This is a genomic window from Thermogemmatispora onikobensis (assembly GCF_001748285.1).
In the GTDB taxonomy this organism is placed as follows: domain Bacteria; phylum Chloroflexota; class Ktedonobacteria; order Ktedonobacterales; family Ktedonobacteraceae; genus Thermogemmatispora; species Thermogemmatispora onikobensis.
Genome location: NZ_BDGT01000004.1, coordinates 124,001 through 145,167, shown reverse-complemented (window position 1 = coordinate 145,167; position 21,167 = coordinate 124,001). Strand labels below are relative to the sequence as shown.

Genomic DNA, 21,167 nt, shown 5'->3' with positions numbered 1-21,167 from the left:
CCTGCCGGGGCAGGGTCAAGCATAGGGGAGGAACGGGAAACCTACATCTTAGTAGCATTGCGCTATTCACACTGCTGCTCTCGTATGCTGTTTATCATGTTAGCATATTGAGCGGGTTCGTTGAAAACGGTTCTGTTTATGTTAGTACTATTTGGGGGGCGGCCTCTTTTGCCAGCGAGGGGCAATTATGATACCATAACAGCGGCAGGAATCAGCCATTGGAAGAGAGCCTAATCTCCACAAAGCTAGCTAACGAAGGAAGGAAGAGAAGAGAGCATGTCCATGCTTGCAGGGGGGTTGGAGCACGAGTTTGAGCCAGTGCAGCGTGTCCGTCCTCTCTGGTGGCAGGAAGACGAGCGGGGCTGTGCCCTGATGTTACTTGATCAGACGCTCTTACCGCAGCAGGTAGTCTACAGTCGGCTTGAGGATGAGCGTCAGGTAGCAGAGGCGATCAAAGCCTTGAAGGTGCGGGGAGCCCCCGCAATTGGCATGGCGGCGGCTTTCGGACTCGTCTTAGCGCTCAGGCGCCTGCTGGCAGAGCGGGGGAGTGAGGTCAGTCTCGCTGAGGTTCTGGCCAGGCTTGAGGAGGCAGGGGCCTTGCTGGCAGCCACCCGTCCCACAGCGGTCAATCTCAGCTGGGCCATTCGTCGGCTGCGTGGGCAGGCTCAGCGGCTTGCCGGGGCTGGGTGCCGTCCTGGGGAGCTGGTGGGCCTGCTCCTGGAAGAGGCCCAGGCCATTGCTGCTGAGGACCGGGCGGCTTGCCTGCGCATGGGACGCTATGGTGAGGCGCTGATCGCCGATGGAGATCAGCTGCTGACCCACTGTAACACCGGGATTCTGGCTACTGCCGGCTGGGGAACGGCCCTGGCCCCGATGTATCTGGCGCATCGGGCAGGCAAGCGCATTCATGTCTTTGTCGACGAAACGCGCCCGGTGCTCCAGGGGGCCCGTCTCACGGCCTGGGAGCTGCAACAGGAGGGAGTGCCTTTCACGCTGATCACTGACAATATGGCCGGCTATTTCATGCGTCGGGGTCAGATCGCCGCTGTCTTTGTGGGAGCCGATCGCATCGCGGCCAATGGCGATGTCGCCAACAAGATCGGAACCTATAGTCTGGCGGTGCTAGCTCATGCGCATGGCATTCCTTTTTACGTGGTTGCCCCTTGTTCTACGATCGATCTCGCTTTGCCCTCCGGGGAGGAGATTCCTATCGAGCAGCGTGACCCGCGTGAGGTCACGGCCATCCGTGGGATCTCCATTGCTCCTGATGGTGTCTCTGTAGCCAATCCGGCCTTTGATGTAACCCCTCATACATATATAAGTGCTATTATTACCGAGAGGGGGGTTGCGCGCGCTCCGTATAGCGTAGCCCTGCGCGGCCTCTGTGCAGATGACCATCATCCTATCGAGAAGCAGGCAGAGAGGTAATGGAGACAGACGTTGTGCAGGCTGTAGCCCAGCACGCTGAGGAAACGCTGGGCAAGGAAGGTTTTCGCTACGTCAGCGCCGTTGTGGCAAACTGTAAGATGCTTGCGCTAGACCTGGAGGCTCGGGGGGATGAGGAGGCCGCTCATTTGGATATGGAGGCGCTGACGATCGCCGCCTATCTGCATGATATCTCGACGGCCTCCTATGGTTTTCAGGACCATCATATCAAGTCGGCTGAGCTGGCCGTCGATTTCTTACGCGAACTGGATGTACCCGAGGAGCGCATTCGCAAGGTGGAACAGATCATTCTGGCCCATACAACGGTGGTGCCCGCCGAGCAGCGTCGCAAGGTTCCCCTGGAGACGCGCATCCTCTACGACGCCGATAAGCTCGGGCGCCTCAGTGGGCTGGCCGTGGTTACTTCACTCATCGAGTTCGGCGCGCGCTATCCCAATCGAGCTGTGACCAGTGAGGTGCTGGCGGCGATTCTGCGCCATATTGAGGAGCGCTTTGTGGAGCTGTACCAGTCGCTCAATACGGCCCCTGCCCGCGAGCTGGCCCGCGATAAGTTCGGCAAGACCCTGGCCTTCCTGGATGGGGTCATTGAGCATCTAAGCGGGGCCACACCTGTCTGAGCGAGGCTGGCCCGCTCTTGCTGACTGGCACTGTCTGGTGAGCGAGCGCCCCTGCTGTTTTCTCTCTCCGCCACCCGCTCGCTCGCACGTACGCACGTACGCACGCTCGCAGGCGCACTCCTGCTCACCAGTCAGAGACTGATTTCTTTCTCACATGGAGGTTGTGAGGACGTGTCGTCATCTATCCTCGTTGTCGGCTCGGTGGCCCTGGATACGGTCGAAACTCCTTTCGCCAGAGTCGATGAGGTGCTCGGCGGGGCCGCTTCTTATTTCTCTACGGCGGCTTCCCTCTATAGCCCGGTCAATCTGGTGGCGGTCGTCGGCTCCGATTTCCCCCAGGAGTATTTGGAGTTCTTCCGCCGCCGGGCTATCAATCTCTCTGGCTTACAGGTGCACCAGGGCCGCACTTTCCGCTGGGTCGGTCGCTACCATCTCGATATGAATGTGCGCGACACGCTCGATACGCAGCTTGGTGTCTACGCCGATTTCCATGCGGTAATTCCCCCTGAATACCGCAGCAGCTCGCTGCTCTTCCTGGCCAATATCAAGCCTGACCTCCAGCGGGAGGTGCTGGATGCCATGCCGCAGGTCCATCTATCGGTGTTGGACTCGATGGATCTCTGGATCAATACGGCGCGGCCTCAGCTCACCGAGGTCATGCAGCGCGTCGATATTATGTTGATGAGTGAGGAGGAGCTGCGTCTCTACACCGGCTGCGCCAGTGTGGTGGCTGGGGTGCGCCAGCTCTTCAGCCTGGGTCTGAAGTACGTGGTTGTCAAGCAGGGCAGCTATGGGGCCTTGCTCTTTGGGCGCGATGGCAGCTATTTTAGCGCCCCTGCCTATCCTCTGGAGGAAGTGGTTGATCCCACTGGAGCTGGCGACGCCTTCGCCGGGGGCTTGCTGGGTTACCTGTCAACGGTGGAGCCGGGGCCAGATGGCCGCTATAGCTTTGAGGATTTGAAGCGTGCGGTGGTTCATGGCAATATCCTCGGTTCGTTTGCCTGTGAGGATTTTAGTATTCGCCGTCTGCAGCAGCTGACGCTGGCGGATGTCGCTGCTCGCTACCAGGCCCTGGTCGCTTGCTCGCACTTCGATCCCCATTGGCTGCCGGGGCGCTCATCGGAGACCTTCAACGCAGGCTGAGTCATAATCTGGTCGGGGGCAGGCCGCTGCTCCGCTGACAGAGCCGGCAATAGGAGGCGGGTGGGGGAGCAAAGAAGCGACCTGCGTAAAATCGCTGACTCTTATCTTTTGGAGAAGAAGGGAAGGAAAGAGGGTCTATGACCACATCGACACAGGGAGATGTTAAGGACCGCTCGCTGGCCCCACGTGGGAAGGAGCGTATTGAATGGGCTGCGCGAGATATGCCCGTGCTGCGCCTCATCCGCGAGCGCTTTAGCCGGGAGCAGCCGCTCAAAGGCATCCGCATGGCGGGCTGCCTGCATATCACAACGGAAACGGCCAATCTGGCCCTGACGCTGCAGGCCGGGGGCGCCGATCTGGTGCTCTGCGCCTCGAATCCGCTTTCGACCCAGGATGACGTGGCCGCGGCTCTCGTCTGCGAATATGGGATTCCGACCTTCGCCATCAAGGGCGAGGATGAGGAAACCTACTATCGCCATATCCATGCAGCGCTGGACCATCGCCCGCAGTTGACGATGGACGATGGTTGCGACCTGGTCTCAACCCTCCATAGCAGCCGCAGCGAGCTGCTCGGGCAGGTCATTGGAGGAATGGAGGAGACGACGACCGGGGTGATCCGTCTCCGCAGTATGGAGAAGCAGGGAGTGCTCAAGTACCCGGTGCTAGCCGTCAACGAGTCGAACACGAAGCATCTCTTTGACAATCGCTATGGCACGGGACAGAGCACACTCGATGGCATTATTCGAGCGACCAATCTGCTGCTGGCCGGGCGGACGATTGTCGTGCTGGGTTACGGCTGGTGTGGGCGTGGTGTGGCCGCTCGTGCGCGGGGCCTGGGGGCCAACGTTGTGGTCACGGAGGTAGACCCGATTCGCGCGCTGGAGGCGGTGATGGACGGCTTCCGCGTGTTGCCATCCCTGGAGGCGGCCACCATTGGTGATCTCTTTATCACGGTAACAGGCAACCTCAATGTGATCGACCGCCCTCATTTGGAGCGTCTCAAAGACGGGGCTGTGCTGGCCAACTCGGGTCACTTCAATGATGAGATCAATATTCCCGAGCTGGAGAAGCTGGCCGTGCGCAAGCGGCGTATCCGCGATTTTGTCGATGAGTATACCTACGCCGACGGGCGCCAGGTCTATTTGCTTGGCGAGGGGCGCCTGATCAATCTGGCCGCCGCTGAGGGGCATCCCGCTAGCGTCATGGATATGAGCTTCGCCAACCAGGCTCTGGGGGCCGAGTATATGCTCAAGCATGCCAGCGAACTGCAGCCACGGGTCTATACGCTGCCAGCGGAGATCGACCAGGATATCGCGCGCCTCAAGCTGAAGGCTATGGGCGTTGCCATCGATACATTGACCTCGGAGCAGCAAACCTATCTCAATTCCTGGGAGGCGGGTACCTGACCTGAGCTGTCAGACCCCCGCCAAGGCTCTCGGGCCCTGCCTGGTCTGCAAGAAGAGAGAAGCGGGCCATGGGCCTTCTGGCCCGCTCTCTTGACAGTCAGCAGCATTCTTCGATATACTGAGTAAAACCTGACCTGTTCTGGACAGCAGGCATCAGCATCTCCGGTGCCCTGTCCAGCGTCCGCTTACAAGACGGCACACCGACAATCGAATACGTTCGCGTGAGATCTGCTCTCATCCAGAGAGGTGGAGGGAAACGGCCCGATGAAGCCCGGCAACCCATCTGCCGCCGTGGCCACTGCCCGTGCAGCAGGAAGGGTGCCAATTCCGGCGGAACGTTCCGCAAGATGAGGGGGATAAGCAAGGTGACGTTGCTAGACCCCTGCTTGCCAGGGGTCTTTTTGTGCCTTACGCACCACTGCAACCACTGCATTGATCCCCACATCGCTTGTCTCCTTAAGGAAGTGTGTGTGTGAATGACCTGCTCGACTAGCAGGCAGATAAAGAGAGAAAAAGCGGCAAAGAGTGCCAGTTTTCTCGTCAGGAGGAATGTGTTCGGTGAGCAATACCATGAGCAGCTTCATGAGTAGTCCAAAGTTGTTCTTTACCAGCGAATCGGTGACTGAGGGGCATCCTGACAAGCTGTGTGACCAGATCTCGGATGCCATCCTCGATGCCATTCTGGCCCAGGACCCCCTGGCCCGAGTCGCCTGCGAGACGGCGACAACTACCGGCTTGGTCCTGATCGCCGGTGAGATCACGACCTCAGCCTGGGTTGATATGCCCGCGGTGGTGCGCAAGACGATCGAGCAGGTTGGCTACGTTAATGCCGAGTATGGGTTTGACTATCGCACCTGTGGTGTGGTGACCTCCATTGGCAAGCAGTCCCCCGATATCGATCTGGGGGTGAGTCGTTCGGCTGAGGTCAAGAGTGGCCTTGTGCTGACTGATGATGAGCTGGAACAGATTGGGGCCGGGGATCAGGGCATGATGATCGGCTTTGCCTGTAACGAGACGCCCGAGCTCATGCCGTTGCCGATCAGTCTGGCGCACAAGTTGACCCACCAGCTGGCGCAGGTGCGGCGGCGCTCATGGGCTGGCGATGGACCGATGCCCTATCTACGTCCCGATGGCAAGAGTCAGGTCACTGTCCAGTATGAGTATGGACGTCCCGTTCGCGTTGATACAGTTGTGGTCTCGACTCAGCATGCTGAGTATGTCGATCAGGAGCAGATTCGTCAGGATGTCCTCGAGTATGTGATTAAGCCGGTGATTCCACCCCATTTGCTCGATGAGCGGACGCGCGTTCTGGTCAATCCCACAGGGCGCTTTGTCATTGGGGGGCCGATGGGCGATGCTGGCCTGACGGGGCGCAAGATTATTGTCGATACGTATGGTGGAATGGCGCGCCACGGCGGCGGGGCCTTCAGCGGTAAGGACCCTACCAAGGTCGATCGCTCCGCGGCCTATATGGCGCGCTATATTGCGAAAAATCTGGTGGCCGCTGGGCTGGCGGATCGCCTGGAGCTGCAGATCTCCTATGCAATCGGTGTGGCTCGTCCCCTCTCGCTATTTGTCGATACCTTCGGCACTGGGCGGGTCTCCAACGAGGAGCTGGTCCGTCTCATCAATGAGCATTTTGATCTTCGTCCAGCGGCCATTATTCAGAAACTAAATCTGCGCCGTCCGATCTATCGTCCCACGGCGGCTTACGGGCACTTCGGACGTACTGATATTGACGCCCCCTGGGAGGCGCTCGATAGAGTATCGGCTCTACGTCGGAGCGCTGGCGCCAGCGTCGAAGATGGAGCGGCGACTTCGCAGCAGCCACCGCAGTCGCGTGCTGGCGAGACCGCGGAGATTAACTAAATTCAGCCTGATCACGGCTGATCGGGATATGCGGCGTAAGCCATCAAGCTGAAGGGGCTGCACAGCGGGGCCTGGGGGAGCAAGCCCGCATAGTGCTGAGCGCGTCCACCACACCAGGGGTGGCGGTCCGGTACGGCAGAGGCCGCCACGAGACAAGAGGTCGCTTGCTTCTTCCCACAGTCAGGCTCTGCTGCAGTGGCCCCTCGTCCCCTCTTCTGGCTCTTCTCTTGTCTGCTAGCTTGCTAGCGACTATCGCCTCCTGCCCTGCTTTGTGCTATGATGTATGCCACATGGCTTCCGGCCTGACCCTTTGGCAATCTATCAACCCTGAAAGGAAAGTGAGTCGCTGCGATGGACTTTTCGCTCAACGAAGAGCAGCTTGCCATTCGCAATACCTGTCGCGAGTTCGCCGAGCAGGAGATCAAGCCACGTGCGGAGGAGATGGATCGCACGGGGGAGTTCCCCTACGATCTGATCCGCAAGATGGGTGAGCTGGGGTTGTTGGGACTACCCTTCCCCGAGGCGTATGGTGGAGCCGGGGCTGATTTCCTCTCGTACTGCATTGCAATCGAGGAGATCGCTCGTGGCGATGCGGCGGTGGCGATTACGATGGAAGCCCACACCTCGTTGGGGGCCATGCCCTTCTATCTCTTCGGGACAGACGAGCAGAAGGAGCGCTACCTGCCACCGTTAGCGAGCGGTCAGCAACTGTGGGCCTTTGGGATGACGGAGCCAGAAGCCGGCTCCGATGCCGGCAGTCCCCGTACACGCGCTGTCCTACGTGATGGCTACTGGCACATCAACGGCTCCAAGGCTTTCATTACCAACGCCGGTACAGACATCAGTGGTGGGGTAACCATTACGGCAGTCACTGGGACGCGGCCCGACGGTCGCAGCGAGATCACCAATCTCATTGTGCCGCGCGGCACCCCTGGCTACATCATTGGCAATCCCTACCGTAAAATGGGCTGGCGGGCCTCCGATACGCGCCCTCTTACCTTTGAAGATTGTCAGGTGCCCGAGGAAAACGTGCTGGGCCAGCGCGGCGAGGGTTTCAAGCAGTTCATGCAGATTCTCGATGGGGGACGAGTGGCTATTGCGGCCCTCTCAGTTGGTCTGGCTCAAGCCTGCCTGGATGAGGCGCTCAGCTACGCCAGGCAGCGTCGGCAGTTTGGCCAGCCGATTAGCAAGTTTCAGGCCATCCAGATGAAGCTGGCCGACATGGCGATGGAGATCGAGCTGGCGCGGCTGATGTATTATAAGGCGGCCTGGTTACAGATGCAGGGGAAGCCCTACAGTGCTGAAGCCTCAATGGCCAAGCTCTTCGCCTCTGAGACCGCCAAGCGTGCGGCAGATCAGGCGGTGCAAATCCACGGTGGCTACGGCTTCATGGACGAGTATCCGGTCTCGCGCTATTGGCGAAACGTCAAGATCAATGAAATTGGTGAGGGAACCAGCGAGGTGCAGCGCCTGATCATCGCCAAGCACCTTGGTTGCTGAGGAAACGAGGGGGGCCCTCTTGCCTTCTTGAAGATGGGGGCCTCCCTCGCCTCGGGTTGCTATGTCTGTTCCTGCTCGTTATCACAGTTGCGCTATGAGCTGAAGGCTACTCTCCCTTGCTGGTGTCTTGGCCTGGGAGTAGCCAGATGTGCTTGTCGCCATCGCTGCTGTGGCTGCGCTGCCTGGTCCTGGCTCAGTCGTGGCCGCTATTGCTGGAGGTGAGAGGCCAGCTGAACATGCGAAGCGTTGCCTGTGGATTGATAGAGGCTGGCGAGCGGCTGGCTGCTGGCGCTGGCATAGGGGCATCGCTCCAGACGGCGCTGTTGCCATTGACGGCCACAAAAGCGGCGCCGTTGAGAACCGAGCCGACCTGGACAAAGGAGTTAGACTCTACGTCAAACATGCCATAGGCATTATTGTCGTCCTGCCAGAGAACGAAGGTGTTACCGCCTTGCAGGGCCGAGACGTGGTTGATGGTATTCAACTGACTGAAGGTGCCATCCGAGGTTGGCTCTAGCGAGAGCATATAGAGCGAACCACTGATCAGAAAATCCAGCGAGGGCGGGTAGATGCTGGAGTTGGCCCAGGATGTCACGCTAGAGTTGAGCGCTAGAGTTGAGGCAGCCACCTGCGAGGCCGACCGTGGGCTGGGGCTGGCCGCTGGCGTTGGTGTGGCCAGGGCAGAAGTGCCGTCCAGTCCATCGTTCGTATTCAGCATAAAGAAGGTATGGCCCACCACCACGGGACGGAACGAGGTACCGTCGTCCCGGAAGAGCCAGGTCTCTGGCTGCGTATGTGGCAGCCAGCGGCCTCGGGAGGGGGCGCTCACCTCGATCTCCTGGCGCGTCCAGATGTTGCTGTGCAGGAGCCCGGCGCTATCGAGCCACTCATCGGCCCAGAAGATAGCGCTGCCATCGGGGGTAGCCGTTGGCGAGGTATAGATGTGTCCAGCTGGGGCGGAAGCCAGCTCGCTCCGGCTGGCGATTTGGCCACTCTCCTGCAGGCTGTAGAGCCAGAGGTGAGAATGCCCAAGCTGATCAAGTGTGGCCACCAGCAGGCCGTTCTGCAGAAACCAGAGGCCTGGCACCGGCGTATGCACGATGCCCGCGGCCAAGGCGGGATTGAAGACACCACTGAAGAGCAGCTGCGGGCGCAGTGAGTCGGGGCCGGTCCTTGAGTCCACTACAGCGTAGAAGAGCTTCCAGGAGCGCAGGCCCTCAGCGGCACTGTCGCGCAGCGGGCTGTTGTGCTGATTCTTTTTGGTGGCCGCAGACGTGACGGAGGTATCAGCGGCAGGTGGATCGTACTGGAGCCAGATGAGACGATTGTGGTCGCTGCCCAGGATGATCAGCGGACTGCTTTGGGCGCTGGGCAGCAGCGACTGACTGAGCTGCGTCTGACGATCCAGGCGCAAGAGCATCCAGCCAGCGGGCATGCCATCGCTGAAGGCGCTATAGTAGACAGAGTTGCCATCGGCAGCGGCGCTGACGACATTATGATAGATCGTGGCGGTAGCGTAGCGCATCATCACCACATTAGTAGGGTGATTGATGGCTGCGGGCGGGGGAATCGAGCCTGAAGAATGCTGAGCCAGGAGCAGCACAGAGGTCAGGCCGCCGGTGAGCAAAGCCAGCAAGAAAGTAGCAGCCACGGCCAGCGCGGCTAGCTGAGGCATACGAGGGCGTCGCCGGGCACGCGGCGGGGTCTGGATGGCCGGCAAGGGGCCGGTCTTGGCAGTTGAGAGGGTTGCCAGCGGATCACGCCCTGCCTCCTGCTCCAGTTGCTCTTGCATATAGGGTTGCAGGAAATCAGGGGGCGGAGGCGTACCAGGCAGGCCACGCCTCAAGAAGCGCGCGTGTTCAGCGGCCAGGGCGTGCATCAGCCGCTCACGCATCTCAGGGGGCGGCTCGATGGCAGGCAGACGCTGCAGGCGAGTACCGACCAGCGTGAAGTCAGTCAGCGTCTGCCGGCAGTCTGGACAGGATTCCAGATGCTGCTCCAACTCTTGTATAGTGGCCCGCGTCTCTTCATCTTGAAGCGATGGTTGGGCCTCGGCTTCTTGCAAATCGCGATAAACCGCGAGGAGAACCCGCGCCTCTGTGCAGTTCACTCTTCCCCCACCTCTTGTCGATACAGGGTAATAAAGCGCTCTCTTGCGCGCATCAGCCGCATTTTGACAGCTGAAGGACTGATATTAAGCATTTCAGCTATTTCTGCGCATGAGAAGCCATGATATTCATAGAGCCAGAGGCAGACGGCGTATTTTGGAGGCAGTTGCCTCATCACGCGCTCGACCACCTCGTGCTCAGCGACGCGGCTTTCAAAGCGACCGCCATCATAGCTTCCCCGCTCATAGAGCAGAGCGGCGGCGCCTGGGCGTCCCTCGCTGCCATCCTCGCTGTTACCGGAGAAGCCATCGCCCGTCGGGCTGCCTGTCTCTGAGAGCACGCCGGCGCCGATGCCTCGGTCGTCATTGAAGAGCGACAGAGGCAGCCAGGAAATCAGGCGGCGGCGGCGGAGCGCATCGATCGCCGTATTCTCGGCGATATGATAGAGCCAGGAAGAGAGGGCGCCGGGGCGAATCACAGTGCCGGCCAGCAAGGCGCGATATGCTTTGACAAAGACGTCCTGGGCCAGATCGTAAGCCTGCTCCCGGTTCCCAATCATATGATAGATGAAATTCGTAATTGGCGTTTGATAGCGTTGAAAGATCGCCTCGAAGTCCGCCACATCCACGCTGCGGGCCTCGCCCTGGCTCGTCGTTGCTGCCTGGAGGGGGAGGGCCTGAGCGCCTGTCTCAGCCTCCTCGTCCGGCTCCGCCATATCCGTGTCTGCCCCGGGTGAGTCGAGCTGAGCGGCCTGCTCCTCTTCTGGCAGGGCCATCTCTGGCTGATTCCCACGAGCGGCATCCAGGATAGAGCGCCAGCCACCGTTCGTAGTGTAGAGACGGATAGAGGTATCCATTGGTTACATCAACCTTAGTGTTTCAGGAGATCGTGCTGGATGCGCACATGTATCATACTGTTCTCTTGCGAATTCGAATACAGCATAGCATATAGTTGTCATCTCTGCTATGAGGTAGGCGACAGTCGCTGGACGAATTTTCCCACGGCCTTCCTCTGCCGAACAGACAACGGTACAGCATACAGTATAGCACACTCGGGCGAACTGACGCAGGATGGGTCATGACTGCACTCGCAGAAGTGCGTGAAGGCTATTCCACCTTGCCTTGAAGCGCTCTTTCTGCTACGATAATAAAACCATGACTGTGACAGCTCTTGAGGCAGCCGCGCATGGTTGGGGGATCATTGGACATGAGCATGCCCTGCAGCGTCTGCGACGGGCTTTAGCCTCGCAGCAGGTGCGCCATGCTTATCTGTTTACTGGCCCTGATCAGATTGGGAAGACGCTCTTGGCGCAGCGCTTCGCTCAGGCTTTGCTGTGCACGGGCGGCCCTGATCCGCAGCAGGCCCCCGTCAATCCTTGTCAGCGCTGTCTGGCCTGCCGGAAAGTACTGCATGGCAACCATCCCGATGTCCATGTAGTCGCTCGTCCTCCGGACAAGCAATTCATTCTCATTGATCAGATCCGTGCTCTGCAAGCGGAAGCAGCCCGGCACGCCCTGGAGGGCCGCTATAAAATCTTCTTGATTTTGGGCGCGCACGAGATGAATTCCCAGGCGGCCAACTGTCTGCTGAAGACGCTCGAAGAGCCGGAGCCAGGGGTAGTCTTGTTGCTGACTGCCCCTGAGCGGGGGGTGCTCCTGCCAACTATCCTCTCGCGTGTGCAGCATGTTCCGCTCCATCTGTTGAACAGTGCCCAGATCCGCCAGGCCCTGGAAACCTACTGGGAGGTTGAGCCGGAGGAGGCAGAGTTGATTGCCGCCCTGGCTTCGGGACGCATGGGCTGGGCTGTGCGAGCTGCTGAGGATGAGCAGTTGCTCGCGGAACGGCGCGAACAGCTGGAGCTGCTGGCACGCTTGCCCGGCCAGGGACGAGCGGAGCGTTTTGCTCTCGCTCAGCGCCTGAGTGGAGAGCCTGAGCGGCTGCGCCAGCTGTTGGAGTTGTGGCTGCTCTGGTGGCGCGATGTCTTGCTGATGGCTAGCGGTGGGCAGGATCTGATTGTCAATGTCGATATGCGCGAGCTGCTCCAAAAGCAGACTGATCTGCTCGGAGCTGCTGGAGCACGTCAGATGATCTATGCGATCCTGCGAACCCTCGAGGCCCTCGACCAGAATGTGAACCCGCGGGCCGCTCTGGAGGTGCTCATGCTCGATCTCCCTCTGCTGAGTCGTGTCTGAGGGCCTGGCTATCGCAGCTCGCGTGGCCTGTGGGCCTGTGCAAGCTGACCAACGATCCTAAATCGGCAACGAGGCCTTGTCCCCCTTGTCGAGGGAAGGAGCAAAGAAAGCCATGCAGAAGTCCTTTCAGCATCTGCTTATCGACCAGGCGGAAGGCGTGCTGACGATTACGTTCAATCGTCCCGAAGTGCGCAACGCTTTCAATGATCACATGCTTGAGGAACTGGCTGAAGTCTTGGAGGAGGCCGCCGCCGATGCGGCTGTGCGCTGCGTAGTACTGACCGGCGCAGGCGGGGCTTTTGGTTCTGGTCAGGACCTGCGTGCCTTCGAAGCGCGGGCTGCTGGTGAGCGCCGGGGGCGCGTGAGTGAGCATCTGCAGAAATACCATCGCGTGATCCGCTGCATTCGAGAGATGCAGAAACCGGTGATTGCCGCTGTGCGCGGTGTGGCGGCTGGGGCTTCTTGTAGTGTGGCGTTAGCGTGTGATCTGCGCATTGCCTCCGAAAAGGCCCGCTTTCTGCAGGCCTTTTCGCGTATTGGCTTGATCCCTGATGCGGGTGGTGGCTTCTTCCTGACGCGCCTGGTTGGTCTTGGCAAGGCTCTAGAGCTGGCAATGCTGGCTGACGAGGTCTCGGGACCAGAGGCTGAGCGTCTCGGGCTGGTCAATCGCTGTGTTCCCGATGACAAGTTTGAGGAGGCCACGCGGGCCCTGGCTCTCCGGCTGGCGCAGGGGCCAACGCGGGCCTATGGGCTAATCAAGCAGCTGCTCAATACGGCGGTCAATAGCGACCTGGAGACAGTGCTGCGTCTGGAGGGCGAGCTGCAGGAGATCGCGATTGTGACTGCTGATCATCGTGAGGGTGTGGCAGCCTTTCGTGAGAAGCGCCTGCCGCGCTATAGTGGACAGTAGACTCGTGGCCCATATTGTCGGAGCTGTGGGTGTGACGTGAGGTTTTCTCGGTTGTTGATCTGCTGTGCGTATCGATTCGCTACCTTACAATAATGCCCAAACGCAGGGGCCGGAGCGCCGTCGCTGGCTGCAAGAGCATACACCGCAGCATCTAGAGCAGTGTGCTGCCCTGATGCTGGAGGCGCTGGCGCGGCGCCCGCCGGCTCTCTCGCCGGGCATTGCCGTGCTGGGAGCGGGTGCCTGTACCGAGATCCCGCTGGAGAAGCTCGCGCGCGCAGCGGATGAAGTAGTGCTGGTTGACCTGGATCGGGCGGCTCTGGTGCAGGCACGGGCGGAGCTGCCCGCTGCTTCCCTGCGGTCCCGTGTACAATTGCTGACCGCTGACCTGACCGGTGGGGTCAGTCTCCTGCTGCGAGAGCGCCTGCGCCTGCTCCCCTGGCCCTCCTTGGAGCAGAGTGAGGCCTCAACGCTCTGGGACCGCCTGGCTGCCGTCCTGGATGCCTGCCCGATCCCCGACCCACCGGAGGTTGAGGGTCTCCCGCGCGCCACCTTCGGCCTGGCTATCAGTTCGCTGGTGCTCTCCCAGCTCTTCAGCTACCCGCTGCTCGATCTTCTCGATGCTGTGCAGCAGCGGGCTGCGCGTCATCTGGGCACCCAGGAGCGCCATCGTCGCTATCAGGAGGCCGCCCAGCGCTTCCGTCTGCGTATCATTGCGGCCCATCTCCATCTCTTGCACGACCTGGTGGAGCCAGATGGGCTGGTGGTTCTGCTCAGCGACGTACGGGGCTTCCTCTTTAAGGAGGGCGAGCTGAGCAAGGGTGAAGCCCCTCGGCAAGCGTTGCCACTGGTACCCTACGCCTTTTTTGACCTGGTGCGCCAGACCTTTACCGTGCTGGCTGAACGGCGCTGGGAATGGTTGAGCGATCTGCCGACCGCTGAGCGACCGGGCCGCGGCTACGAGGTCGTCGGCTATCTGGCCACGGTGCCGGCGCGGTGAGCGTGCCGGGCCGGAAGCTGGCAGCAGGAGCGGGCGGGAGCTCGAGCTCGGGAGCTGCCTGGTGAGAGAGATGAGTAATAGAGAAACGAACAGCCAACAGCCTGGCCGGCTTGAAGCGCGGTGCCTGCCGGAGGCTGCTGGCTGGCTGTGAGCATCTGGTTCTGCTCACGGATGATCAGGACTGAGCGGCTCCCCCGTGCCCATGCTGATGGGCCACGTCCTCCAGAGCGCGATCAAGGCGTTGGGCGGCCTCATCGATATCGGCCTGCGTTAAGATGAGCGGAGGCACCATGCGCAGGGTGGCATTCCCCAGGTTATTCAACAGCAGGCCATGCTTGAGGGCCTGATCGACAATTGCCGGCGCCAGGTCGTGCTTAACCTCCACAGCACGCATCAGACCGATGCCGCGCGGATTGGCAATGAAATCGTACTTCTGGCAGAGCGCCTGCAGTTTCTCATGCCAATACTCGCCCATGCGTGCAGCATTCTCGACCAGACGCTCCTCCTGAATGGTCTTCAGCGTGGCTAAGGCAGCGGCACAGGCCAGAGGATTTCCGCCAAACGTAGAGCCGTGGTCGCCGGGCACGAACAGGTCGGTCCGGCGCCCGGTCAGCATGGCCCCAATGGGCACGCCGCCGGCCAGGCCCTTAGCCAGCGTGATGATATCGGGCATGACACCATAGTGCTCGAACCCGAAGAACCTGCCCGTTCGTCCCATGCCCGCCTGGACCTCATCGCAGATCATCACCAGATTCTGCTCGTCGCACCAGCGGCGCACGCCCTGCAGAAACTCCCTGGTTGCTGGCCAGATTCCGCCCTCGCCCTGGACCGACTCCAGCAAGACCCCAACGGTCTTCTCGCTGGTTGCGGCCTTGAGGGCCTCGAGATCGTTGAACGGAACCTGCTTAAAGCCGTCGGGCAAGGGCTTCCAGGTCTCCTGATAGTGGGCCTGGCCAGTGGCCGCCGTTGTAGCCAGCGTGCGCCCGTGGAAGCTGCGCTCCATGCTGATGATTTCGTAAGCACCGTTGCGGTGCAGGCGACCAAACTTGCGGGCCAGCTTGATGGCGCCCTCATTGGCCTCCGCGCCGCTGTTGCTAAAGAACGAGCGCATCCCGCCGCTGAGCAGAGCCAGCTGTTCAGCCAGCTCGATCTGGCGCGTGTTGTAATACAGATTAGAGACATGGATCAGTTGCGCCGCCTGCTCCTGGACGGCCTGCACCACTGCTGGGTGGCAGTGACCCAAGACATTCACAGCGATCCCGGCCACGAAGTCCAGATACTCGCGCCCCTCCATATCCCAGACGCGGATACCCTGGCCACGGATGAACGTCACCGGCTGGCGTTTGAAAGTAGCCTGATAGTATTTCTGCTCAAGGGCGATCCAGTCACGTTTCAGCAGATGTGTCGTCATCGGTCAAGCTCCTTATTGTGCTGCGAATCTGCCGCTCTTGGCGAGCAGGCGGACACACTGGCTGGCTAGCGTGTGTAGAGTGTATTCTCATCAATATAGCCGTGGGTCAGGTCACACCCCCAGGCTGTGGCCTCAGCCTCTCCCAGGTGTAGATCGATCGTAATGGTCACTTCGCTGGCGGCCATAACAGCGCGTGCCGCCGCTTCATCATAAGAGGCGGCCCCACCCTGCTGCACCACCTGAACAGGACCGATAAAAATATCGAAGCGGTCGGGGTCAAGCGTACAGCCACTCGCGCCGAGAGCGGCGACGATCCGGCCCCAGTTAGGGTCACCACCGGCCAGAGCACACTGCCAGAGGGGCGAAAGCGTAATACCGCGTGCCGCCTTGATGGCATCGGCTCGATCGCGTGCGCCGCGCACGTGGACCGTCATCAGCTTGGTCGCACCCTCCCCATCGCGAGCGATCTCACGGGCCAGATAAGTGGTCACGCGACGCAGCGCCTCGCGGAAACGTCCGGCCTCGGGATGAGCCTTGTTGAGTGGTGCGTTCCCTGCCAGGCCATTAGCGAAGAGCAGGCAGGTATCATTCGTCGACATATCGCCATCGACAGAGATCATATTGAACGAGTCCGCCACAGCGGCCCGCAGCTCCTCTTGAAGCCAGGCGTGCTCGACAGCGGCATCGGTCGTCAAATAGCAGAGCATGGTGGCCATATTCGGATAGATCATCCCGGCGCCCTTGGTTGCTCCGCCCAGGCGTACCGTGCGACCATCGATCTCGAATTCCAGAGCGATGCGCTTAGGGCGCGTATCCGTCGTCAGAATTGCCTCAGCAAAATCGTTGCCGCTGTTGCTGCTCAGCTCGATGGAGGTGATGCCGTGCTCAATCTTCTCCATAGGCAATTGCCGGCCAATGATGCCGGTTGACGAGCAGAGCACCAACTCCTTTGGGATGCCCAGGCGAGAGGCTGCCACCTCGGACATGCGATAGGCATTGCGCAGGCCCTGCTCGCCGGTGGCGCAGTTTGCGTTACCGCTGTTGACCACCACCGCCTGAGCTTTGCCGTCGCGCAGATACTCCCGGCAGAGCAGCACGGGGGCGGCAGGGGTGCGGCTTGTCGTAAAGGTCCCGACGGCGACACAAGGGACATCCGAGGCCAGGATCGCCAGATCTTTGATCGCCGCATCGGATTTAATACCGCAGGCGACAGCTCCGGCGCGAAAGCCGCGCGGAGCGGTGACACAAAGGTCTACCTCACGGAATTGCTCAGTCAATGGTTGTCCCTCCTGATACAGCTAGCGCAGGCAGCTCTGCAGCTTGTGTATTGTCAGAGTGAGCCGCCGTGCTTTTTCCATTGTAGGTGTGATGGGGCTGAGGGAGATTGCGAAGATCCTCTTCCCTGCTGATCTGCCCTCTAAACAGCGCTCCGTGCTCCCTCAGCCGGGAAGCCATTCCGATCTGGCTAACGGTGGTAAAAGAGGGTCTTGAGCAAAAAAAGAAAACCGGCGATCGCCAAACACCGGCTCTGGATAGGGGCCGCGCCGATCAGGTCCAGATCACTGCGGGGGCCAGCATGCCGACAAGCTGGTCTGGGGCCAGAGAGAACAGCCCTGCAAGTAGTCCCCATCTGGCTGATGTCGGTAGGCCGCCCAGCGAGGCACGCGATGCGGATCGTGCGACCTTTGCTGAATAGTATAGTGCGGGGGGCAGTCCTTGTAAAGCCTTGGTCCAGAATCCGCTGTCAGTGGGTAGCTCACTCTTATCAGTGAAGCGCTCGTGGCGGTATAATGAACAACATAGGAGACTCTAGCTGGAAGGATAGCCTGACCGTGCAAAACCTGGAATTAAAAGTCCGCTGCCTTGGTGCCACAACGCTCCAGCAGGTAGAAGCACTGGCCTGCAGTGCGGGAGCAGCCTATGTGCGCACCGTGCAGCAGCGCGATACGTACTTCCTGGCAACCCACACTCGCCTCAAGCTGCGCGAGTGGTGGCGCGAAGACGACGCAGCGACCTCGACCGACGTGGTTGAGGCTGCGATGGAGCAGATGGAGCAAACCACAAGCAGACCAGATCAGGGCCAGGAGGTAGCCGAGGGAAGCCACGAGCGTAGTAGAGAGGGAGCGCTCCTCATCTCCTCGCGTCGACAGGAACGGGCGGGAGCCTGTACCTGCGAGTATTTGGTCTATCCTGTGAGCGAGCCAGCCGTCCTGCGGGCCTTGCTTTCGGCGGCTTTGGGGGTCCTCGTTGTCGTTGAAAAGAGGCGTCGCTTCTATCGCTATGGGCACACCCGTATCCATCTGGATGAAGTCAAAGATCTCGGCTCCTTTGTCGAGCTGGAGACCGTCATCGACGAGGAGATTAGCCCTGGGGAAGCCAGCGCTGAGCATTCGGCACTCATCTCGCTGCTCGAGCTAGATCGCCTACCGGTAGTGCCCTACTCCTACAGCGACCTGCTCAGTGGGCACTGCGACTGAGGGAGACAGGTGCCACCCATGCGTGGGTAGAGCATGGCCATCGACCAGACTCAGGTCGTACGACTGGATCACCTGGCAAGCGCTCGGCCCAGCTCAGGCCGCAGTGGGGGGCGGGTGCGAAGGCAAGCAGCCTGACCCACCCACCGCTTGCCCGAAGTATCCAGCCACCAGCCCCAGCCCCGCCGGCGAGAGACGGCGCGGCCCAGGCTGCATGGCTGATTACGGCTCGCGGCTCCCCTCGCCGTGAGAAGAGGACTGGAAGCCCGAGGGCAGCGAAGGAAAGAGCGTATCAGGCAGGCGGTTCACGTCATCCCGCTTGCCGTTCAAGCGGGTATCGTGGACGTCTGGCATTCCAGCGAAAATTGAGGGTGATTCGTACTCGTCCTCTTGGATTGGTTGATTGAAGAGCGCTTCGAAGGTTGGCCCCTCCAAAGTCTCCTCCTTAATCAGGCGTTCGCTGATCATGATCAGGCGCTTCTTATTCTGAGACAGCACCTGATAGGCCTTATTGAAAGCCCCCTGGACGATGCGGCGCACCTCCATATCGATCTCGCGCGCCGTCTCTTCGCTGTAGTTGCGTTGCTCATTGAAATCGCGGCCCAGGAAGACCAGCTCCTCCTTATGACCGAGGGCCACGGGACCGATCAAACTGCTCATCCCGTACTCGGTGACCATCGAGCGGGCGATCTTGGTCACGCGCTCGATATCGTTCGAAGCGCCGGTTGTCACCTCGCCGAAGATAATCAGCTCGGCAACATGGCCGCCGAGGGCGTAGGCCAGCATATCCTCAAACTGTGACTTGCTCCACAGATAGCGATCCTCGGTTGGCAGCAGCATCGTGAAGCCGCCGGCCTGGCCACGAGCCACAATAGAGACCTTATGCACCGGGTCAGTATTGGGTAGCATACGCGCCACCAGAGCGTGCCCAACCTCATGGTACGCCGTAATGGCCTTCTCGCGTTCGCTGATAATGCGGCTCTTGCGCGCTGGCCCGGCCACCACCCGATCGATGGCCTCCTCCAGCTCCTTCATACTAATGGTTCGCCGGTTGCGCCGGGCGGCCAGAATCGCGGCCTCATTGAGCAGATTAGCCAGATCGGCACCGGAGAAGCCCGGAGTCTGGCGAGCGATAGTCTCCAGAGAAACATCCTTCTCTAGCGGCTTGCCGCGGGCATGCACCTGCAAGATAGCCATGCGACCGCGGATATCGGGGCGATCGAGCACCACCTGGCGATCAAAGCGGCCTGGGCGAAGCAAGGCTGGATCGAGCACATCGGGTCGGTTCGTGGCCGCGATCACAATCACATTGGTGCTCGAATCGAAGCCATCCATCTCCACCAGAATCTGGTTCAGCGTCTGCTCGCGCTCATCATGCGAGCCGCCCAGACCAGCGCCGCGCTGGCGACCCACCGCGTCGATCTCATCGACAAAGACAATGCAGGGGCTGTTACGCTTTGCCTGCTCGAAGAGATCGCGCACGCGACTCGCCCCCACGCCGACGAACATCTCCACGAACTCTGAGCCGCTAATGCTAAAGAATGGCACGCCGGCCTCTCCGGCGACAGCGCGAGCGATCAACGTCTTTCCTGTGCCAGGCGGTCCCACCAGCAGCAGCCCCTTGGGGATGCGAGCCCCGAGGGCGGCAAACTTATCGGGATACTTCAGGAACTCGACGATCTCCTGCAGCTCCTGCTTCGCCTCATCTACGCCGGCCACGTCGGCAAAGGTCACCGTAGGCTTATTGCCCAGGAACATGCGCGCCCGGCTCTTACCGAACGAGAGCGCCTGGTTGTTTGTGCCCTGAGCCTGGCGCAGGAGGATAATGACGATCGCAGCGATCAACACGAAGGGGATCAGGCCGCCGAGGAGGTTCAACCACGCACCCAGCGAGCTTGGCGCCTCGTACTGCACGGTCAGCAGGCGATTATTCGTGTAATCAATGTTATTATCCCGCAGCACGCGGGTAATATCAAACGAATCGTTGATATTCGCGACCTCGCGCTGAGCCGAAGAAGAGGCCCCCCGCGTCAAGGTGAGGGTCGTCGTTCCAACGTTCAGCGTATCCTGAACCCCATTGCGCAGGTCCGCCTTCAGATCGCTCAGGAGGGTCGAAACCGTCACCGTTTTAGCGCCGCTCTGGGGGCGGAAGAAGACAACGAGGATCAGGACAATGGCGATTGCCAGTAGCAGCCACAGCAGGCTGTTTCTGAGCCATTTCCCAGTACTTGGCATCAAGGCTCCTCTCTCTATCCTCTCCTGAAAACGGGCAATCTTGTATAGGAATGTAGGAGAGCTGTACTATGCATTACGACGCATTACACTGTGTCAATGGAAGACTCATTCGAGGGGTATTATAACATAGTAGGTCCTGAGTTCTCCACGGAATTCTGATGTAACGCTGAGTGCGCCTAAAAGCGTGCTGCGTCCTCTTCCAAAGCGCCGGCAAGCCAGGTAGAAGGAATGGACTCCCCCAGGTTTGAAGAAGCAGCAAACGTTCAGCAGAGCCGCCATTGTGATACCTTTTGTACAAAAAGTATCACTTCTTCAGCACCCGGCCCTGGTGGAAGAGAGGGGGTAGCCCAGGCGGCAGAGACCAGGCATTCCCGTTCACTGCTGCTCCGGTTCGGGCTGCGCTGTGGTCGACATCCCGCTCTCGGCCAAAGCCCGCAGCCAGGGCGGCAGTTCCCGGGCCTGGCGTGTGGCGCGCTGGGTATACACATGCACACTCTCGCCGCGGGCCAGGGGCGTCAGCGAACCATCGGCCTCCACCCGTGAGAAATCGTAACGTACCGTCAGGCTCGTGCGTCCCAAACGCACCAGGGCCGTTGTCAGGCGCACGCGCTCATCAAGCGCCGCCGGTTCCCAGAAATCAAGCTGGCAATGAACAACAGGAAAGCCGTGACCCTCAGCGAACAGTGTATGCAGCGGATGCCCCAAGGTTTTGAGCAGATGAAGAAAGCCGCGGTCCATCCACATCGTATAGGCAGTATAGTGGATGAAGAACGGGTCCATATCGACCAGCGAGACCTCGAACTCCTGTACAGCCTGCGCAAGCGGCCTGTCATTGTGCTGCTCCACGCTCTCGATACCT

General features: G+C 60.3%; 16 protein-coding genes and 1 riboswitch. Of the genes, 10 read left to right on the top strand and 6 right to left on the bottom strand.

What is annotated here, in order from left to right:
* Positions 1 to 276: 276 nt before the first annotated feature.
* From mtnA to BGC09_RS03205, 6 genes are all read left to right on the top strand, one after another.
* Positions 277 to 1,428, top strand: coding sequence for an S-methyl-5-thioribose-1-phosphate isomerase (gene mtnA / locus BGC09_RS03230; protein WP_084657892.1), 1,152 nt, complete (start codon positions 277 to 279; stop codon positions 1,426 to 1,428).
* Positions 1,428 to 2,063 (top strand): HD domain-containing protein, encoded by a 636-nt coding sequence (locus BGC09_RS03225; RefSeq protein WP_069802025.1) that lies wholly within the window; start codon positions 1,428 to 1,430, stop codon positions 2,061 to 2,063. The genes mtnA and BGC09_RS03225 overlap by 1 nt, the downstream gene beginning before the upstream one ends.
* Before the next feature lie 171 nt (positions 2,064 to 2,234).
* Positions 2,235 to 3,206 carry a PfkB family carbohydrate kinase gene (locus BGC09_RS03220; protein ID WP_069802023.1) on the top strand — a complete coding sequence of 324 codons (972 nt, stop codon included), beginning with the start codon at positions 2,235 to 2,237 and terminating at the stop codon, positions 3,204 to 3,206.
* Positions 3,207 to 3,343: 137 nt separating this feature from the next.
* Complete coding sequence (ahcY, locus tag BGC09_RS03215) at positions 3,344 to 4,612, top strand: adenosylhomocysteinase (protein ID WP_069802021.1); 1,269 nt, start codon at positions 3,344 to 3,346, stop codon at positions 4,610 to 4,612.
* A 231-nt stretch (positions 4,613 to 4,843) separates the two neighbouring features.
* Positions 4,844 to 4,966, top strand: a riboswitch (SAM riboswitch).
* A 228-nt stretch (positions 4,967 to 5,194) separates the two neighbouring features.
* Positions 5,195 to 6,481 (top strand): methionine adenosyltransferase, encoded by a 1,287-nt coding sequence (gene metK, locus BGC09_RS03210; protein ID WP_084657901.1) that lies wholly within the window; start codon positions 5,195 to 5,197, stop codon positions 6,479 to 6,481.
* A gap of 351 nt (positions 6,482 to 6,832) precedes the next feature.
* The gene (locus BGC09_RS03205; RefSeq protein ID WP_069802019.1) at positions 6,833 to 7,981 is read left to right on the top strand and encodes an acyl-CoA dehydrogenase family protein; all 1,149 of its coding nucleotides are present in this window, start codon (positions 6,833 to 6,835) and stop codon (positions 7,979 to 7,981) included.
* A 193-nt stretch (positions 7,982 to 8,174) separates the two neighbouring features.
* On the opposite strand, the gene BGC09_RS03200 is transcribed toward BGC09_RS03205, so the two are convergent.
* Both BGC09_RS03200 and BGC09_RS03195 read right to left on the bottom strand, forming a co-directional pair.
* Positions 8,175 to 10,091 carry an anti-sigma factor family protein gene (locus tag BGC09_RS03200; protein WP_069802017.1) on the bottom strand — a complete coding sequence of 639 codons (1,917 nt, stop codon included), beginning with the start codon at positions 10,089 to 10,091 and terminating at the stop codon, positions 8,175 to 8,177.
* Positions 10,088 to 10,945 carry an RNA polymerase sigma factor gene (locus tag BGC09_RS03195; protein WP_069802016.1) on the bottom strand — a complete coding sequence of 286 codons (858 nt, stop codon included), beginning with the start codon at positions 10,943 to 10,945 and terminating at the stop codon, positions 10,088 to 10,090. Before BGC09_RS03195 ends, BGC09_RS03200 begins: the two co-directional genes overlap by 4 nt.
* A gap of 298 nt (positions 10,946 to 11,243) precedes the next feature.
* Here BGC09_RS03195 and holB point away from each other — a divergent pair, with 298 nt between their 5' ends.
* The 3 genes from holB (at position 11,244) to BGC09_RS03180 (ending at position 14,188) form a co-directional block, all read left to right on the top strand.
* Complete coding sequence (gene holB / locus BGC09_RS03190; protein ID WP_069802073.1) at positions 11,244 to 12,281, top strand: DNA polymerase III subunit delta'; 1,038 nt, start codon at positions 11,244 to 11,246, stop codon at positions 12,279 to 12,281.
* Between the two features lie 112 nt (positions 12,282 to 12,393).
* Positions 12,394 to 13,191, top strand: coding sequence for an enoyl-CoA hydratase/isomerase family protein (locus BGC09_RS03185; RefSeq protein ID WP_069802014.1), 798 nt, complete (start codon positions 12,394 to 12,396; stop codon positions 13,189 to 13,191).
* A gap of 64 nt (positions 13,192 to 13,255) precedes the next feature.
* Positions 13,256 to 14,188, top strand: coding sequence for a hypothetical protein (locus BGC09_RS03180; protein WP_069802012.1), 933 nt, complete (start codon positions 13,256 to 13,258; stop codon positions 14,186 to 14,188).
* A gap of 175 nt (positions 14,189 to 14,363) precedes the next feature.
* Here the strand turns inward: BGC09_RS03180 and BGC09_RS03175 are convergent, their stop codons facing one another.
* Both BGC09_RS03175 and argJ read right to left on the bottom strand, forming a co-directional pair.
* Positions 14,364 to 15,599, bottom strand: a complete 1,236-nt coding sequence (locus tag BGC09_RS03175) for an acetylornithine transaminase (RefSeq protein ID WP_069802010.1) — start codon at positions 15,597 to 15,599, stop codon at positions 14,364 to 14,366.
* Between the two features lie 65 nt (positions 15,600 to 15,664).
* On the bottom strand, positions 15,665 to 16,876 hold the full coding sequence (argJ, locus tag BGC09_RS03170) for a bifunctional glutamate N-acetyltransferase/amino-acid acetyltransferase ArgJ (protein ID WP_069802008.1): 1,212 nt from the start codon (positions 16,874 to 16,876) through the stop codon (positions 15,665 to 15,667).
* A gap of 555 nt (positions 16,877 to 17,431) precedes the next feature.
* Between argJ and BGC09_RS03165 the strand changes: the two genes are divergently transcribed.
* Positions 17,432 to 18,076 (top strand): class IV adenylate cyclase, encoded by a 645-nt coding sequence (locus BGC09_RS03165; RefSeq protein WP_069802006.1) that lies wholly within the window; start codon positions 17,432 to 17,434, stop codon positions 18,074 to 18,076.
* A 219-nt stretch (positions 18,077 to 18,295) separates the two neighbouring features.
* Here BGC09_RS03165 and ftsH read toward each other — a convergent pair whose 3' ends face one another.
* On the bottom strand, positions 18,296 to 20,308 hold the full coding sequence (ftsH, locus tag BGC09_RS03160; RefSeq protein WP_084657889.1) for an ATP-dependent zinc metalloprotease FtsH: 2,013 nt from the start codon (positions 20,306 to 20,308) through the stop codon (positions 18,296 to 18,298).
* A 375-nt stretch (positions 20,309 to 20,683) separates the two neighbouring features.
* On the bottom strand, positions 20,684 to 21,154 hold the full coding sequence (locus BGC09_RS03155; RefSeq protein ID WP_069802004.1) for an acyl-CoA thioesterase: 471 nt from the start codon (positions 21,152 to 21,154) through the stop codon (positions 20,684 to 20,686).
* Positions 21,155 to 21,167: the final 13 nt, after the last annotated feature.

Bases quoted from the DNA above. Each gene is read 5' to 3' on its own strand.
- mtnA (WP_084657892.1), top strand. From the start codon at position 277: ATGTCCATGCTTGCAGGGGGGTTGGAGCACGAGTTTGAGCCAGTGCAG.
- BGC09_RS03225 (WP_069802025.1), top strand. From the start codon at position 1,428: ATGGAGACAGACGTTGTGCAGGCTGTAGCCCAGCACGCTGAGGAAACG.
- ahcY (WP_069802021.1), top strand. From the start codon at position 3,344: ATGACCACATCGACACAGGGAGATGTTAAGGACCGCTCGCTGGCCCCA.
- metK (WP_084657901.1), top strand. From the start codon at position 5,195: ATGAGTAGTCCAAAGTTGTTCTTTACCAGCGAATCGGTGACTGAGGGG.
- BGC09_RS03205 (WP_069802019.1), top strand. From the start codon at position 6,833: ATGGACTTTTCGCTCAACGAAGAGCAGCTTGCCATTCGCAATACCTGT.
- BGC09_RS03195 (WP_069802016.1), bottom strand. From the start codon at position 10,945: ATGGATACCTCTATCCGTCTCTACACTACGAACGGTGGCTGGCGCTCT.
- holB (WP_069802073.1), top strand. From the start codon at position 11,244: ATGACTGTGACAGCTCTTGAGGCAGCCGCGCATGGTTGGGGGATCATT.
- BGC09_RS03185 (WP_069802014.1), top strand. From the start codon at position 12,394: ATGCAGAAGTCCTTTCAGCATCTGCTTATCGACCAGGCGGAAGGCGTG.
- BGC09_RS03175 (WP_069802010.1), bottom strand. From the start codon at position 15,599: ATGACGACACATCTGCTGAAACGTGACTGGATCGCCCTTGAGCAGAAA.
- ftsH (WP_084657889.1), bottom strand. From the start codon at position 20,308: ATGCCAAGTACTGGGAAATGGCTCAGAAACAGCCTGCTGTGGCTGCTA.